Origin of the sequence: Rummeliibacillus pycnus, from assembly GCF_050459865.1 — a bacterium.
Lineage (GTDB): Bacteria > Bacillota > Bacilli > Bacillales_A > Planococcaceae > Rummeliibacillus > Rummeliibacillus pycnus_B.
This window is the reverse complement of record NZ_JBCMNM010000048.1, coordinates 42539-58821: the sequence shown is the minus strand read 5'-3', so window position 1 is coordinate 58821 and position 16283 is coordinate 42539. Positions and strand designations below refer to the sequence as shown.

The window sequence follows — 16283 nt, the reverse complement described above, 5'->3', positions numbered from 1 at the left end:
GCAAACCAAAAGAAAAAAGCAAGGAATGGATTGATTCCATCCTTGCTTCAATCATTAATTAAATCCTAAGAATATGGTTCCTCTTTCGCTAAGATCTACTTTAGCCATTATTTCGTACTGGTATTCTTCTTTTCCGCTAATTGTTACTTTATCCAATAAAAATAAGACCAATTTTCTGAATTCAGGTTGCGTAAAATCATATTTAAAACCTGTAAATTGTTTGGTGATTTCTTTGAAATTTTCAACATCACCATAAGACAAATAAAGTTGCTGCTTTTCATTTTCTTTCTTTTGTATTTCTTTTTCATACAAATCAATTCTTTTCTGAACACTTATTCGATATTGAACTAGTGCATGTTGAAGATCATCTGGTTCTGGATTCTTTTCCATTAATGCTTTTTGTTTTATTTCAACTTCCTTTAGTTTATCCGTATATTTAAATAAATCCTTTTTGAAGGTTTTTATACTTTCTTCTATTTCTTGTATTTCTTCTTGGATTTTTTCCATAATATCAGATTGTATTTCCTCTTTTTTTCTTGAAAGATATTGATAATGCCATCCACCCATAATTTCACTAAATAAATACTCGTGTACCTTATTAACATCCCACTTTTGTTTACACCCTTTACAGATATAAAACCTTTGGTCTTCATATTTTCCGCCATCTTTTTTTCTTTTCCCTGGAGTGTAATTTTTACCGATCACTTTTTGTTTACAGGATTTACAATGAAGTATATCAATGAATAAATAGGGGGTTATATATTTATTTCGAGTTATTTTCCCCTTCTTTTTCTCCTCATACAGTTCCATGCATTCATTCCACTCTTCTTCTGGAATAACAGCTGGAATTTTATCACACTTACCTTTTTTCCATTCACTCCTATCCTGAACTGAATTTCCTGAACCAGGTACAATTCTTTGACTTGTAGTATATCCCGCATAATAAGGATTGGTAATGATGGATTTAATACTTTCTGCCACCCATTTTCCCATTGTGTCTTTTGGGTGTTTTTCATTCATAAGGGCTGCAATACGCTTGAAACCATATCCTCTTTTATAGTAATTGAAGATTTCTTTCACATTATCAATTTGATGAGGTATTGGAATCATAATTGAATTTCCATTTTTATCCTTTTCGTATTGAAATCCATAGGGTAATATTCCGCCTAGCCATTTTCCCTTGGCTGTTTTACTGTTATAGGAATCTCTTGTTCGTATCCTTGTATTTTCAGCTTCAAGGGAACTTAACCCAACTTCGACCATAATCTCTGTTGGACTATCTGTTGTATATAGTTTTTCTGATTCTGTCAAAATAATGGGAATTCCTAACTCACGGAACTCTCCCCAAAGCTGCATATGCTGGTCAATTCTTCTTGCTAATCGGTCAGCTTTATAAACCAGAACACAATCAAATTTTCGTTCTCTTGCATCTTTTCGAAGTCGATCTAGATGTGCCCTTTTATTAAGTGGGTTTTTGAAGGCTGATTTATTTTCATCAACATAATCATCGATGATAGTAATTCCATATTTTTCAGCAAATTCATGACAAATAAACCGTTGTGTCTCGACATTCTGTTCATCAGTTGAATGCCTTCCATAAAAAGCTGCTTGTAACTCTTTCGTTTTCAAAAACTCGGATAATGTCATTGGACTACCTCGTTTGTTTCTAAATAAGGATGTTTAAAAATAATACGCGAAGAGAGTTCATCAACATAAATCTCTTGAATTAAATCATTAATTAATTCGCTTTTTCTTGAAAAAGGCAATAACATCCAATTTTCTTCCTTTAAAAGCTCTTTTTTTATTTCATCAACAAAATCAGGAACTTCTATAAATTTTTGTCTTTTCACTTCAATTTCAAAAATTTTATTTTTGATTCGTTTTAAATTATTTGAGCACTCCAAAACTTTACTCTTAGTTGATTCATCTTCCTTATGAATCCATTTATTTGTAACTTGGAGTAACGCTTTTTCAGCATTTTCTAATTCTTTTATAAAGTCAGCCTTTACCTTCGATAATTGTTTTAAGCTTTTCTTAAGATGAGTAGAATACAGCTTTTCAAAATGTGTATCTAATAATTCTAAGAAAAAGTCTCTAGTTTTCAAGTAAACGAGATTTTCAATTTCCTTCTGCTCCAATTTTATATTGTGTTCACTACATTCATACGTAGCGCAAATCTCTCCTTTTATTGTTCTTTTAGAATTTATCAAAGGCTTCCTTTCAATACTTATCTTTTTCTTTCCCTGCTCGATTAGTCGATTCTGCTCACATACGTCACAAAAGATTAATGAAGACAACAAATAATTAAATTTTTCTTTTGGTATCATAGGAGTTTTCCTACTTTCAATTATCTCTTGTGCCAAATCAAATTCTTCTGCTGTTATTATGGCAAGTTCTTCAACAGACCGTGAAACCTGGCGATTATCGAAAGTAGCAACTCGGATTCCCATATAAATAGGATTAGTTAGTACATCTGAAACATTATTTCGAGTCCATTCTTTTTTTCTTCTTTTAAAGCCGTCCTCTTTTAACTTTTGTGCCAGCTTTTCCATATTTACATATTTATCTGTATTCCATTCGTTAAAGATGGTTTTTACAATTGAAAGCTCATCCTCATCCCTTATTATTTTTGTTTTCTTTTTATCTGCTAAATACCCAAATGGCAAGTTTCCAATACTTTTTCCCCTTATAAAGTTACTTAACCTGGTATCAGCTATTCGTGAATTGATTTGTTCTCCTTCCCTTTGATTCATTACACCAATGAACAATTCCATGAGTTCTCCAAATATATCAAAACGCATAGGAGGTTCATTTTCTGCAATAAAATGCACCTCTACATTGTGCGATTTAAAAAGGTTGTATAGAACTAAATGCTCTTCTACTTTTCGCGCCAAACGATCTCTTTTATAGACAAGCAATGTTCCGACTTTTCCATTACGGATGTCCGTCATTAATTGTTTCATTTGTGGTCGTTCATTCAACTTATTTTTTCTTGCTGAAACCGAAGGCTCAGGATATTCCAAATCAACCAACAACCCTTTCTTTAAAGCATATTGGTTAATTTCATATTGTTGAGTAGTAACGGATTCCTCCTGAAGCTGTGTTGAACTTCGATAATAAGCAACTGTTTGTTTCATCTTTTCACCTCTAAAATAATAGATTTTGTTCTATCTATCTTTATGCGAAGCTTGTTCAATTAATTTCTTTTTTGTAATCTCCATAAACAGATTCATCCATTCTTTTGCAGCTTCAGGATCGTGAACATATTGAATGGAAGTAATTCTGCTTTTTGTCTTCTTCATACGTGCCATTTATTTTTCTCCTTTCATTTAACCTTTTGAAGGACTTTCTGTTCTTTTTATAGAATTAGGACAATCAAAAGGTTCATTAGACAAACATAAACTTTCATAATTTATAAATAAAACAATCATTGGAGGTACAGAATGCTGCAAAATATCGGCTCACGAATTCGTACTTTACGTACCAATAAAGGAATTAGCTTAAATGCTTTTGCAGAAAGGTTAAATGTTTCTCCTGGTTACCTGAGTAATTTGGAGACAGGGAAAACCGATACAATTCAATTTTCGCTTTTAGAAAAACTTCAATCGGAGTTGCATATCCTCCCCCTTGAATCTGAAGACTTGGACGAATTAGATTTAAGACTGAAACATGCAAAGCAGCTGTTAGCAGAACTAGAACACTCTAATCCTGAAGCAGCTCATTACTTGCTTACGACTTTTGAAAATGGACTTGAACTTCTTCTAAAAAAATAAGATTCTATAGTCATAATACCCAACATTTAATATAATTATTCATAATAATGAATAATCTGTTTACGATAATGAATAATGATTTAAAAAATGGAGAGTCTAACCATGAAGGGTTGGACTCTCTTTTTTTGTTTCAATTGAAATATGAAACACTTTATTGGGGTCAATATTCAACTCCTGCCCTACGGAATGAATAGCTGAAGAATGCATCATTTTTTTCTCCCATTGAAGAAAGAGATGCTTTACCCTCGCTTGATTTTCTTCGTCTAAATCGGAGATTTTATTAAAGCCAATGTTATCAAACTTAAAACCTACGATTAAGTCGTTCACTCTATCCCCCCTTACTTATGTCTATGCTTAAGGAGAGATGGACAACCCTTCTAATTTTAAGATTTCATCATTTTATTTGTTTTTTCATATATATGGACAAACAGACTTGGAGGAAAACACATGAAGGCTCAATCTATTGAAAGTGATAAATCCATTGCATTATATTGTCGTGTCTCAACAGATGAACAAGCAAGGGAAGGGGTTTCATTAGATGAACAACAAGAGAGGTTAACATCCTATTGTCGTGCAATGGGCTGGAGTGAGAATCCACTAGTATTTGTAGAGGATGGTTATTCAGCAAAAAACATGGAGCGCCCTCAACTTATAAAACTTATTGAACTAGTGAAAAAAGGGTCGATTTCAAAAGTTTTAGTGACAAAATTAGATCGAATGAGCCGTCGTCTTAAACATTTACTTGAAATCATTGATCTATTTGAAGACTTTAAAGTTTCATTTATCTCAATTAGTGAATCCTTTGATACAAATACCCCTTCTGGACGTTTAACACTTCAGGTTCTTGGTGCGGTCGCTGAGTTCGAACGTGAACGTATCCGTGAACGGGTATTCGAAAATATGCTTCATGGAGCAAACCATGGAAAATGGTTAACTCAAAGTCCCTATGGCTATGATTTAATCAACAAAGAATTAGTTATTAATGAAAAAGATGCAAACATTGTAAAAAGAGCTTTCGATCTTTATTTAAACAAAGGCTATGGTTTTTATTCTATTGCTAAGTTGTTTAATGAAGAAGGAATACCATCCAAACAAAAAAAGGAATGGTCCATAAGATCCGTTAAACTCATGTTATCCAATCCAGTATATAAAGGTACCCTTGTTTGGAATCGGGTTGATAGAAGCAAGAAAAAACAAATTGAAAAAGATATTGAAGATTGGGTTGTCGTAGAAAATGCTCATCCCTCCATTATTGATGAGATAACTTGGGATGCCGTTCAAAAGGTAATGGATAAAAAACCTGTTCACCCTCGTTCTAAAACTAGCCCACATTTATTAGGAGGATTTCTGAAATGTGGACGTTGTGGCGCAGGCATGAGTATAAGCTGGTCTGGTCCGAAAACGAACCGTAAACGAGTTTATCGTTGTTCAGCAAACAAAAACAAAGGAACATGTACAAGTAAACCTTATAATGCCAACGATGTAGAAGAGTGGTTTAAACAAGGTTTATTACAGCTTTCTAAATCAATTAATCAATCGTATGTCTATAAAATTGCCAAACAAATTCAGGAAGATGAAAAACATATAGTCATGCAACAGATACATTCCGCAAAGAATCGTTACAAACGAAAAGTAGATGCATATACCGCAGGACTTATAGAATTAGGTGACCTGAAAGAAGAAAAAGTAAGAATGGACAAAATAATCAATGAATTAGAAAATAGAAGTTCTAACACTGCCTCAATCAATACTGTAGAACTTGAAGAAAACTTAAATCAAAAAATTTCATCAATAGTAGATTCCATTGATATCTTACCGATTGTTGAAGCGAAATCTCTTATAAAAACCCTAGTCGAAAAAGTAATTGTATTTGAAGAAAAGAATATTGAAATCGTATTATCCTCACTAACATAATTTTTTGCAACCAAAGCGAGCTTTACGTATAAACATTAAGTGGCTAACGATTAATCGTTAGCCACAGTTATTTATTTCAAGATAATAATTAATTTTTAAACAATATGTATTTTATAACTCAATTTATAATGATACGATTTTCTTTGATAATATTTTTCGGGGTTTGATTTTTAATATGTTGTGTTCCATCTTTACCTTTGTCTTCGTTAATAATTTCAATAAGCATTGTTGAAGGAACAAAAAAACCCGATTTTTCACTTTCCTTTATTATTCCTAAATGGACGTATGCATTGAACTCCTCTTTATAAAAAAGTAAGTTTGCATTTATTTTACTACCTGATTTTGTTTGATCGTATTCAACAACATCTGGATTAATAAGCAATTCAGGTATTAGAAAAAAATACATGCTTTTTAATCGGTAGCTATTTAATTTTTTTCTATCTATAGCTCTTATGGAATCAAAAGTTAATGTCCCATTTTTACAAGAATCGAAAGCGACTTTACCTTTATAATTAGGAATTTCAGTAGATCGTCTTTGTCTTTTTAATTCATTTTTAACTATATCCTCTAACCCCAGAAGATGTGCAAAATTATAATCATTACAACGTAGTTTTAGATAAGTACCGTCGTCTAATTCATATTTGTATATAAAAGGCATTAAAAATGCTTCGTAATATTCAGATAATAATTTTAAGGTTAAATTGCTTAATGAAGGGCGAACAGCCGTTTCTTTCAATTCATGTATGTTTCCAAAGACAAATTTCATTTTTCTATCTCCTAATATAAATAATTTATAAAAAGAAATTAGCTCTGATGAAATCAGAGCTAATTAAAAGAAATTCATATGTGGGTAGCGGTATTTAATTATAACCCCATACCAAGGGTAAAAGTCTCATATATTACTACCATAAAGTTGTCCTGAGTCGTGAGAACGGCGAAGAGGCGGCTACCCATAAAACCTCCATCTCAGGTATAGTTAGTATCACTAAATGGAAATATTTAATTCAATAAATTGAGTAGCGGTGCATTTTTGTAACCCAACACCTAGGTATAGGTCCCATAATTTACTATTTATATACAAATAGTTCTGGTTCGTGGGAACAACGAAGGGGCGGCTACTCTTTGAACCCCATTCCAGATTAATTCTTATAAGTTAATACTACAAACCTTTCTAAAATTTGTCAAGAGGGATTCTTTTTTTAAAATTATTTACCAATTACTTAAGCAATGATATGAAAAAAAACAATACCTTGTTTGTTAACAAATCTATTCTGCTATATTACTATATAACCCTCAAGTCGCACTAAATTGTTGCAAAGAATTTTCTCCTACAGAAAATGCATAGTGAAATCCTCCAACTTTTTTATTTTCATCATAAATTAAAATTGGTAAATCAGCTTTAGGCATCCATACACGTCCTAATTCGATTGCTGCTGCAACTGGAGTGGCAGGAAATATGTGAAGTTGATTTTCTTGTCCATGTACAAGCTTTATTTTATTAAATAATTTTCTTAATACAACTCGAAATTCTCTAAGCTGATTTTCTCCTTTTAGAAAATCAACATACGGCGAAGGAACTGTTATAGTCCAAATTGAAGTATCTGTTCCAAGAACGTTTGTTATTCGACTGTTATCAATGTTTCCACTTAACGAAAGATTTAATGCAACCTTTTTATAAACAGTTGTTGGTTCATGTACTATATATTCAAAATCATCAGGTTCATTTTGCCACTTCCAAGTTCGTGGTTCTCTGTGTAGTTGATAAACGTCCGTAGAATAAATATCAGAAATTAACGTTCCTAGAAATATGAGTAGTGGTTGTGGAGCCAATGCAAAGACTGACAAATGATGAATATCGTTTAACTCAAGCCTTCTTTTTACTTTGTCATTGAATTGATTCTTTAGATGTTCACTTTCTATTTTCCAGTATAAATCCTGATCATCACGAAAAGAACTATTCCCTAAGCTTAATCCAATAGCGGGTTTTTCTGCTGGATATTTATTTGGCAACATAGCGCAAGTGGTATCATTCCAATTTAATGGTGAAGAATGTTCTCCTACGTTAGCTCCATAGAATAGCACATGACTTTGCATATCTTCTCCAATGGAAGTGACCATTTCAATTCTAATCTCGTGACTGTTCTTCATTTCTCTTAATCTCTCAACAGGATGACCCTCTACGTCTTCCTTATCAATCAATCGGTGATGTTCATCACACATTAACATTAGATTGTTGATATCCGATGCAAGTTGTTCTGATAGTTGTTCATCTCCACGTGGACCATTAGGGCTATCTGCAACAATATGCGCAATATATGCAGCATTCATTTTTGATAGAGTCAATGCATCTTGCCATAATGGTTCATTGCATCCTTTATATTCACATCTACCGCCTGCTTTAACCCATAATCTTAACTTTGTTTTTTCTGGAATCTTTGTTTTTGACAAACAGCTTTTCCCCCTTTAAATTCTAAAAATAATTCTTTCTTTTTTTCTTATTTGGATGTTCTCCTCCACCTAGCCATTCCCCTGTTGTATGCCATAGTTCGTAATAGTACAACCAGAGTGATGCCCATGGAACAATTGTTTCCGAAATTAGCATTTCTTTTGTCCACTCTTTCCGTTTAGGTCGGAAAAGACACAATTTGTTTCCTGGATATACATGAGGAATTGATTCTTCTCCCCTTTTGACAAGTTTAGGCGAAAGTACCGTTACCTGAGGTTGAATCATATTTAAAGAATAAGCAATTCTAACTGTATAATTTTTACTCAAGGCTGTTGGTTTCAAATGTCCTGTCCAAATCACCGTATTCTTGTCCCACTCCTCTTTAAAACCTGGAAACGTATTTTTCATTGCAATAATCTGTTGAGAGATAGCTACATAGTTTTTTTTGAACGGAATCTTCTTATTCCCCATAAAACGTATTTTTCTCCACTGCTACTGCATTTTCTGTTGTAGCTGCTACTAATAAACCTGAAGTTCCTAATACTGCAAGACCTTTATTGCTTCTAGCTTTTTCAAGATGTTCTGCTTGCTCTTTGAGTGTCTGATTAATAATATTTTCACCAAACATTTGTTTTAACTTTTCAGCAATTTCGTCCAATCCTTGTAATGCATTTACTTGTTGCCAACTGATTTTGAAATCCCTGATAAATTGCACAAATGATTGGTATAACTCAGGTTGACCGTCCCATCTTTCACTTAAATCTTCTTTTTCGTTTGATGGATTTAATACAACTAATCTTTTTTCACTTTCTGAAATCAATAACAGTATTTGATTTAGAATATGTGATATAGTTTCGTTAACAGATACTTGTCCATTATAAGCGTGACCAGATAGGGTGGTTAAAACAATGCTAATAGGAGCTGAATCAGGGTCTTCTTCAAAATAGATATCACGATATCGTTTTATCAATTGGACAGCTCTTTTAAGTGGTGCTTTTCTTTCGATGTTTTCATCGTTCGGTAATGGTTCAATATCTGCTCGTACTTCAAATGATTTTCTAATTTGATTGGACCGATCGTTAAACCATGATGTATAACCTTTTGGATTACTATCTTTCCAATCTTTTGCTTTGCGGTCTGGAACCTTTACGCATGTATCATCTGGACCTGGAATTGCAGGGTGCGCAGGCAAAATATCCATGTGAAATTCATTTGCGTAATTCAATCGAATACAACGATTTTTTCGTTCTACCTTTTCCCTATAAATCTCGTTATCTTTCAAACGCTTTTCAATAGTATTTAACAGCTCAATTGGGTCTTTTCCTAGATAGGAATGATTTATTTCACATACCAAATCAAGATCGTATTCTTGTCTTGATAAGGGTTTTACAGTTGTACTAATACTTAATGAGCCTTGTGAATATATGTTTACCTCTGCTCCATTAAATACATCCTCATCTTTTGAAAGCCAAGTGCCCACTGCTTTATATCTTTCTTCGGCTAAGCCTCTTTGGGTTTTGCTTATTTGCAATTTTTCACCAATACGTTGCAGCAAATCATCTAATAATTCTGTATTTTCATAAGGTATTATCATATTATTCTCCTCTCGATTAAGTATTTTATAATCCTTTGAAAAATCTTTTCTACCCTCTTCTTACACAAAATCCAAAAATAAGAAAATCTGTTCGTGAGAGTATGTTACTACACAATATATAGAAAAGTCAATTATACAAAACACTATATATAGTCATTCTAGATGTTATACGCCAAAAAGCACGCCCCCATATATAGAAGGGATCGTGCTTCTTATATTTTTTTTATCCAAATGTGACATTACCTTTTTTTCATTCAACACGTATCAAAATGAAATTCCATATAAAAATCAATGGCTAACGTTTATTCGTTAGCCACATATATTTCATTATGTTCTTGATTATCTTGTTGTTCATTAATGTTTTCAAAATAATATTTGATTGCATTATTGATTAGTCTTTTAACTTGCTTGTACTCTTTTTTAGTGTATGGGCATTTGATATTTCCAGTTGCTGTGACTAAATCTGATTTTAATAAGTCATTTTCAAACAATTCGTTGAAAATTGTATAAAGGAGATTAACGGTTATAGGATCTTCATGGTCTAGTTCCAATTTTAAGATCATGTCGCTAGTTAGCTTTTTAAACTCGTCAAGTGTCATTTTAATTTGTTTTACATCTCCCTCACTCTCACTAATTACTGTGTTAATCTGTAATGATCTGTTTTTCAACTGTATTATTTCCTTATCACTTATCTCAAAAAGCTCTGTCAAATCATTATTTTCAACGGTTAATTTATCATTTTCCTCCATCAAATCAATTACATTCATTTCAACAATTTGCTTTTCTTGTTGTAAATCAATCAACTCTGTTTCAAGGTTATAAATCTGATCACGCAGATCTTTTATTTCTTTTTCATATTCCCTCACTTTAGATTCCTGCTCTATTTCTAGATTTTGAATATTATCCTGAGATTGTTTTTCCTCTTCATTTTGTTGGAATCCTAGGTTCTTTATATATTCCTCATATATTTCCATTATGGCTGGTAAACCTGGTCGAAGCTCTTCAATATAATCGAGTAAATCGTCTTCGGACACTCGATACCCTTCCCTACGATTTTCGCTTCGTATTCCTTGTATCTTACCTTCTCGAATCCATCTTGTTACCATTTGCGGCGATTCGGTTATATAGTATTTTTGAAGAATAGCAAGAACTTCATGAACATTGTATTCCGTCATTCCGAATACTCCTCTCATAATATTACTATCGTAACTATATGAAGAGGATTACAAAAAAGACCTTGCAATTTAAAATTAGGCTATGTTTAACTATATTGTTGATATTTTACCAGTGAAAAAGCTTGGTTCTATCCATTTAGAACCAAGCTTTATTCAGAACTTTTATAATACGTTTTAGAAAAAATAATGCCTCCAAAATATGTGCTTTTCAAAAATCACTTTAATACTTCTGAATTCAAAGATTTATCAAATTGTATATCACGAGTAATCATTGCTTCTGTTACCTTTCCTTTTTCATCTTTCATAACAAGCTTTAATAAAACGCCTGTTTCCTCTGCAATTTCAAGCCTAAAAGTTTTGGCATTATAGTTATTTTGATACTCACGAGTTAAATTGCCTTCTACTATTATTGTAGTTAATCCCAACATATTTCCAGTTGATATAATATTCCACTCATTTTTATTTTCTAATAATGTCATTGTAAAATCTTCAGGTAACAAAGACATTTTAGACACTCCTAAATAAGCAGGATCTGACCTTCGTATATAATTTTTTTCTCCATTCTCATCTACTACTATTCTTTCATCTATAGTAGATCCTTTTAAGTAGTTTCTTTCTGTTTTACTTATTTTATTTGTTCGCACACTTGTAGTAGTTGGAGCTCCTTTTTTAGTGTGATCAATCTTTATTAAATTTTCTCCATAATATTTGTATTCTTCGTAACCTATTACATTTTCTTTAGACACATCTCTATATTGGGGAGTAAAAGATAAATCTTGCACCTTTTCATAAGACCACGGATTATCAGATAAATCAGCTTGATACTCAACAAGTAAATGATATTTCCCCTTCTGGCTGTAGTAATCAAAAGAACCTTTGGCAGTTGTAAAGTGATCAAACGAATTCAACATTAATGTTTGTAAATTTGTTTTTTCTTTTATTGTATTGTTAATGTTTTTCTTAACTACTATGTTTTCTGTAGGGAAATTTGATGTTCCTTGCAAGATGTTTTTTTCAGGTTTATAGATAGTTAAACTTATCAGAACAGCAGTTACGATTAGCGTAATTGTTAACATTATTGGTTTCCACTTTAAAATTGATTTTGTCGAATGCAATCGTCTTGCAGCTTCTTGTTCAATTTGTTGTTTTCTTTGTTCAGATAAAATTAAATCGTTAGGTATGAGATCTTTAAACTCCAATTTATCAAACTTATGTTTCATATTCTCCCTCCATATCCTCTATGAATAAACGAATCTTTTTTCTTCCCCTAGCTAGTCTCGTTTTGATCGTATTAGTTGGACATTGTAATACCTCACTAATTTCTGGAATTGATAATTCAGTAAAATAATAAAGTACTATTATTTCTTTATATTTTTGAGGCAATTTTTGAATAGCAGTATTTAATACAGTTAATTGCTCATTTATTAGAATCTCTGCCTCTGGTGTTTTTGTTGAAACCAAAAATTTTGAAAATAAGTTTGTGAAATAAATTTTCTTATACTTCCAATTATTTAAATAATCATGGCATTTATTTACAGTAATTCTGTATAAATATGTTTTTAAACTTGATTTTCCTTTAAATTCATCGATATGTAAGTAGTAATTAATAAATGCTTCTTGGACAAGATCCTCTGCAATTTCTCGATCTTTCACATATATATAAGCTAATCTGAGTAAATAATCTCCATACATATCCATTGCATTTCGTAATAATTGATCTCTTAAGTATTTCTCCATGGTCTCTCCTCTCTTCTTGTTATCAATGGTTAGACAGAAGATATCGTTAAACGGTTTCATTAAAAATGCCGATTTTTACTTATAAAGTATAAAATCAGCATTTTTGTTTTCCTATTTTACTTTAAAGAACTTTTAATAATTATCTAAATATAACATTGAATATACTTGTTAATGCATTCCCATCATAGCTATTACCATTATTTTCATTTTACTTATGTAAAGTTAAAAAATAAAGATGATCATTCAAATTTAAATATTATTTGTGATAAAAATTTTTGAGAATTATTAATGACACATTTGCAGCTATTCTTTGGGATAGAACTTTCCAAAGTAAAAAGAAGCATACCTACGTAAAATTCGAATATGCTTCTTAGTTTGATAAAAACATCAATTAAGTTATTCAGCTTACTAATCAAAAAACATCTTTGCGATACGAAGCCCAGCCATCCTATCGCAAAGATGTTTTTTAGACAGTCATACAGGTGACGCTAGGGCTACTTGCATAGGATGTTTCTTTGCCATTCATTCCTTCCCATGAATAGTCTGGTATAGTTGCAAATTTCTTTACCACAAAAATTTTTAGCCATTTGAACTATGGCGATACACAATGAAAATATAACTGTAAAAAAGTGAAATTTAACTTATTCCGTCAATGAATTTATTTCCTTATGTTCAAATTTAAGAACACCCACACCAGCTGGGCTAATTTCAATTTTTAAGGTATCAAGCCCATAAGGAGGAAGAGGGGTTGTCCAAGATTTAACTTGTACATCAGCTTCAAATGAATAACCGCCTTCCTCAATCCTTCTAAAATTTAATATTTTTGTACTAGACAGATGATATTTAGGTAATTCACCGTAATGTCCAACTAATGAGTTGTTAATACTGTCTGAAATTAGTGTAAGTACGGCATCTCGGTATAGTACTTCTGAACTTTCCTCAACATTTGACTTTTCAGCATAAATATAAACAGGGAAAATTACCGAAAATACAATAAAGAAAGCACATAAAAAAACTTTTTTCTTTAACATTTAGAACGACTCCTTATATTTTTTTTAGTATTCATCAAATGATTAAAGTGATTCATAAAATGAGTTTTTATTGTTAAGCTCCAGAAGAAAAATACCTTCTACTATTGCTATTGCCATTCAAAAAACTCCTAAGAATTAAACCTCTTCTACGATTAAAGTCACAGGTTGCTGTTTGAAAACAATTTTCGAAAAAAATTAGCCTCTACTCGATTTAAAGTGCTTAACAGACTGAAAAAAAGCAATGGAAAACAAACTCCATTGCTTTTTTCACTCTTTTTCATTAGAACATCAATAGTAGCTCTAATTAAGTTTAAAGAGATTTAAGATAACATCTTTGCGATACGAAGCCCAGCCTTCCTTTCTCAAAGGTGTTTTTTATATGGATTAGTGAACTATTTGACTATTCGTTCTCACTGCGACAAAAAAGCCAGCAATCGCTGACTTTATTTAGCTTATTCGATTTGGATTGCGATTGATGAAATCCTCAATTTCAGCAGTTAGGTTATATACAAGGTGGAAATAATGCTTTTCTGTTAGAACTCCTTTTGCACGCCATTTTTGCATCTCCTTATAATGGAAATTATAAAAATAGCCTTCGATGTCCTTTCTAGACATCCCCTGTTTTTCCGCCATATCGGCAATGGATAGACCTTCATTCCAATTCTTTTCATAATCTTTACGACTAATTCCTAGAAATTTTGATATTGCATTATAATCATATTTAACATGATAAACTACAATTCCCTCACTAGTTCCACCTTGTTTTTGATTAACTTGCTCTGCATAAGCGACTGAAGAAACGGAAAATGTGATGATAAACAATAGAAGTAAACGTCTAAGAATAAGTTTCATTATAAGCATTCCTTTTTCTTTATTATGTGCAGCTGTGGAGATATTAAAAAACAAAATATGTTCTTAGCATTCTTAACGGGTAAATAGCATGATAGGAGGAGACTGTCCGTGGATTATTTAATTGAATTAGCTATTTTAACTAATGATTCAGGTGTTACTGTATTAGGTACCTTTCTATAAATTCCAAGTAGATATTGCAAATCGTTTTTCTCAAAAACCAAAAAGTTAAATTGGTGACTTTCAAAATAAATGGCTTTACTACCATCTTGAAGTGTAAATTCTTTGCCATTTAAGTTCAATTTATCTTTGAAATTAATTTTATTTTTTAAAGGACGAATATCAATTTTATAAATATTTTCCCTAATATCTTTATTAACAAACCTGATAGCTAAGGAATGATTCATATTATATTGCTTATCTTCATAAAATCTTCCAAATCTATGCGTAAAAGAAATAGAAGGAGTCATTCTGGGTAACTCTACATCACATTCAAAATAATTTTCAAACTCTTCAACTGACTCTTCAACGGTTTTAAACCCCGCTTCAGAGAACGTTTCCTCAATAGAAGGTGGTGGAGAATCTTTTGTATTAGCAGATACTGTACCAATTTTCACCCCAAAGATAACTAACAAGAACAAGATAAGTGGAATGCTTTTGTTCACTTTTATCGCTCCTAAATTAATTTTAGGATTATTTTCTCCAGCTTGACTACAACTATCCTTCTTCAAGTAAACTTCCTCTTAGTTCATTTATGAAAATTTAAAAAATGATTCTTGATTACTTTTGAATTTTTATTACTGAAACTCCTTCTAATGTTACTTGAAAAGTTATTGTGATATAGCCTTCAGGTGGATTAAGAGCACCTGTATAAGTATCATATTTCACTTTCACAATGAAATTATAATGAGGAAATCCTCTAGTAAGTCGTTTTACTTCTATTATTTCCGCATCCCAAAGTGCATAACTGCGTTCTGGATACTCCTTGGTAATTACCTTCCTTGCATAAGGATCTAATAACGATAATAGTACATCATAATAATCCGTATGCTCTACTCCAGATCTAACTTCCTTACTTTTTGCTGTACCTGTATCCGTAAACAGAATCCCTGTTGGAAATAAAACAAAAGCCAAAACGTATAAAGTTAAAATAAAGTTAATTTGCTTGTTTTTCATGTTTTTTCCACCTAATTTAATTGTTAAGGTAGTTTGCCCAATATAATTGATATTAGCCCGTCATAACCAGATTTGGTTGTTGATATCAAATTCAAAAATAAAAAGCCAACCCATTTACAGTTGACTGTTATCCTTATATAAAAATAGCTCTGTTAAAATTTAATGTTGATATTAATTTAGACTCCTAATCATCTGAAAGTTATAACTCGTATTATTGTCTTCATCAACTAAAGCACCTGTTAGTTTAGGAAGATTGATTATTTATTAATTCATCATAATACTTTTTTGGATTAGAAATATTGTTATCTATAAAGAACTTTGCCTGACATTTGAACATATCAATGTAAGATTCTCCACTGATGGTTAGATCTCCTAACCCATTAACATCTCCTTGAACTTGTACAGTATCATTTTTTAAATCAACAATAGCCGTCATATATGTTTCCTCTTTGTATAATACAATACAGGTTACTTGTTGTTTAACTAAATCAACATGAGGATATTCATGACGTACTCCCGTTGTTTTAAAAATCGTATATCCACTATTAGATTTATCTTTGTTATCATTCATTTTTACACCCCATTAAA

Annotated in this window: 18 protein-coding genes; 2 read left to right on the top strand and 16 right to left on the bottom strand. The window is 31.7% G+C overall.

Annotated elements, in window-relative coordinates; translation table 11 throughout:
- Positions 1 to 54: 54 nt before the first annotated feature.
- The 3 genes from ABE048_RS12050 to ABE048_RS12040 are packed head-to-tail and all read right to left on the bottom strand — an operon-like array spanning position 55 to position 3311.
- Positions 55 to 1647, bottom strand: coding sequence for a recombinase family protein (locus ABE048_RS12050; protein WP_430311517.1), 1593 nt, complete (start codon positions 1645 to 1647; stop codon positions 55 to 57).
- A complete protein-coding gene (locus ABE048_RS12045; RefSeq protein WP_430311516.1) occupies positions 1644 to 3137 on the bottom strand; it encodes a recombinase family protein in 1494 nt (497 codons plus the stop codon). Before ABE048_RS12045 ends, ABE048_RS12050 begins: the two co-directional genes overlap by 4 nt.
- Before the next feature lie 30 nt (positions 3138 to 3167).
- Entirely contained in the window at positions 3168 to 3311 is a 144-nt protein-coding gene (locus ABE048_RS12040) for a hypothetical protein (RefSeq protein ID WP_430311515.1), read from the bottom strand.
- A gap of 132 nt (positions 3312 to 3443) precedes the next feature.
- Between ABE048_RS12040 and ABE048_RS12035 the strand changes: the two genes are divergently transcribed.
- Complete coding sequence (locus tag ABE048_RS12035) at positions 3444 to 3773, top strand: helix-turn-helix domain-containing protein (protein WP_430311514.1); 330 nt, start codon at positions 3444 to 3446, stop codon at positions 3771 to 3773.
- A 96-nt stretch (positions 3774 to 3869) separates the two neighbouring features.
- Here the strand turns inward: ABE048_RS12035 and ABE048_RS12030 are convergent, their stop codons facing one another.
- The gene (locus tag ABE048_RS12030) at positions 3870 to 4100 is read right to left on the bottom strand and encodes a hypothetical protein (RefSeq protein ID WP_430311513.1); all 231 of its coding nucleotides are present in this window, start codon (positions 4098 to 4100) and stop codon (positions 3870 to 3872) included.
- A 120-nt stretch (positions 4101 to 4220) separates the two neighbouring features.
- Here ABE048_RS12030 and ABE048_RS12025 point away from each other — a divergent pair, with 120 nt between their 5' ends.
- The gene (locus ABE048_RS12025; protein WP_430311512.1) at positions 4221 to 5687 is read left to right on the top strand and encodes a recombinase family protein; all 1467 of its coding nucleotides are present in this window, start codon (positions 4221 to 4223) and stop codon (positions 5685 to 5687) included.
- A 118-nt stretch (positions 5688 to 5805) separates the two neighbouring features.
- Here the strand turns inward: ABE048_RS12025 and ABE048_RS12020 are convergent, their stop codons facing one another.
- The 12 genes from ABE048_RS12020 to ABE048_RS11965 all read right to left on the bottom strand — a co-directional run bounded on the left by ABE048_RS12020 (position 5806) and on the right by ABE048_RS11965 (position 16266).
- Positions 5806 to 6453: a PBECR4 domain-containing protein gene (locus ABE048_RS12020; protein ID WP_430311511.1), complete on the bottom strand. Its 648-nt coding sequence runs from the start codon at positions 6451 to 6453 to the stop codon at positions 5806 to 5808.
- Between the two features lie 527 nt (positions 6454 to 6980).
- Entirely contained in the window at positions 6981 to 8135 is a 1155-nt protein-coding gene (locus ABE048_RS12015; protein WP_430311510.1) for an SAVED domain-containing protein, read from the bottom strand.
- A gap of 22 nt (positions 8136 to 8157) precedes the next feature.
- Positions 8158 to 8604 carry a hypothetical protein gene (locus tag ABE048_RS12010; RefSeq protein ID WP_430311509.1) on the bottom strand — a complete coding sequence of 149 codons (447 nt, stop codon included), beginning with the start codon at positions 8602 to 8604 and terminating at the stop codon, positions 8158 to 8160.
- A complete protein-coding gene (locus ABE048_RS12005) occupies positions 8594 to 9727 on the bottom strand; it encodes an SMODS domain-containing nucleotidyltransferase (protein ID WP_430311508.1) in 1134 nt (377 codons plus the stop codon). The genes ABE048_RS12010 and ABE048_RS12005 overlap by 11 nt, the downstream gene beginning before the upstream one ends.
- A 302-nt stretch (positions 9728 to 10029) precedes the next feature.
- Positions 10030 to 10902, bottom strand: coding sequence for a hypothetical protein (locus ABE048_RS12000; protein ID WP_430311507.1), 873 nt, complete (start codon positions 10900 to 10902; stop codon positions 10030 to 10032).
- Between the two features lie 215 nt (positions 10903 to 11117).
- Positions 11118 to 12122, bottom strand: coding sequence for a hypothetical protein (locus tag ABE048_RS11995; RefSeq protein WP_430311506.1), 1005 nt, complete (start codon positions 12120 to 12122; stop codon positions 11118 to 11120).
- A complete protein-coding gene (locus ABE048_RS11990) occupies positions 12112 to 12639 on the bottom strand; it encodes a sigma-70 family RNA polymerase sigma factor (RefSeq protein ID WP_430311505.1) in 528 nt (175 codons plus the stop codon). The genes ABE048_RS11995 and ABE048_RS11990 overlap by 11 nt, the downstream gene beginning before the upstream one ends.
- A 641-nt stretch (positions 12640 to 13280) precedes the next feature.
- Positions 13281 to 13670: a DUF3888 domain-containing protein gene (locus ABE048_RS11985; RefSeq protein ID WP_430311504.1), complete on the bottom strand. Its 390-nt coding sequence runs from the start codon at positions 13668 to 13670 to the stop codon at positions 13281 to 13283.
- Positions 13671 to 14117: 447 nt separating this feature from the next.
- Entirely contained in the window at positions 14118 to 14522 is a 405-nt protein-coding gene (locus tag ABE048_RS11980) for a hypothetical protein (RefSeq protein ID WP_430311503.1), read from the bottom strand.
- Positions 14523 to 14635: 113 nt separating this feature from the next.
- A complete protein-coding gene (locus ABE048_RS11975) occupies positions 14636 to 15250 on the bottom strand; it encodes a carbon monoxide dehydrogenase (RefSeq protein WP_430311502.1) in 615 nt (204 codons plus the stop codon).
- Positions 15251 to 15299: 49 nt separating this feature from the next.
- Positions 15300 to 15695: a DUF3888 domain-containing protein gene (locus tag ABE048_RS11970; RefSeq protein ID WP_430311501.1), complete on the bottom strand. Its 396-nt coding sequence runs from the start codon at positions 15693 to 15695 to the stop codon at positions 15300 to 15302.
- Positions 15696 to 15939: 244 nt separating this feature from the next.
- Positions 15940 to 16266 (bottom strand): hypothetical protein, encoded by a 327-nt coding sequence (locus ABE048_RS11965; RefSeq protein WP_430311500.1) that lies wholly within the window; start codon positions 16264 to 16266, stop codon positions 15940 to 15942.
- Positions 16267 to 16283: the final 17 nt, after the last annotated feature.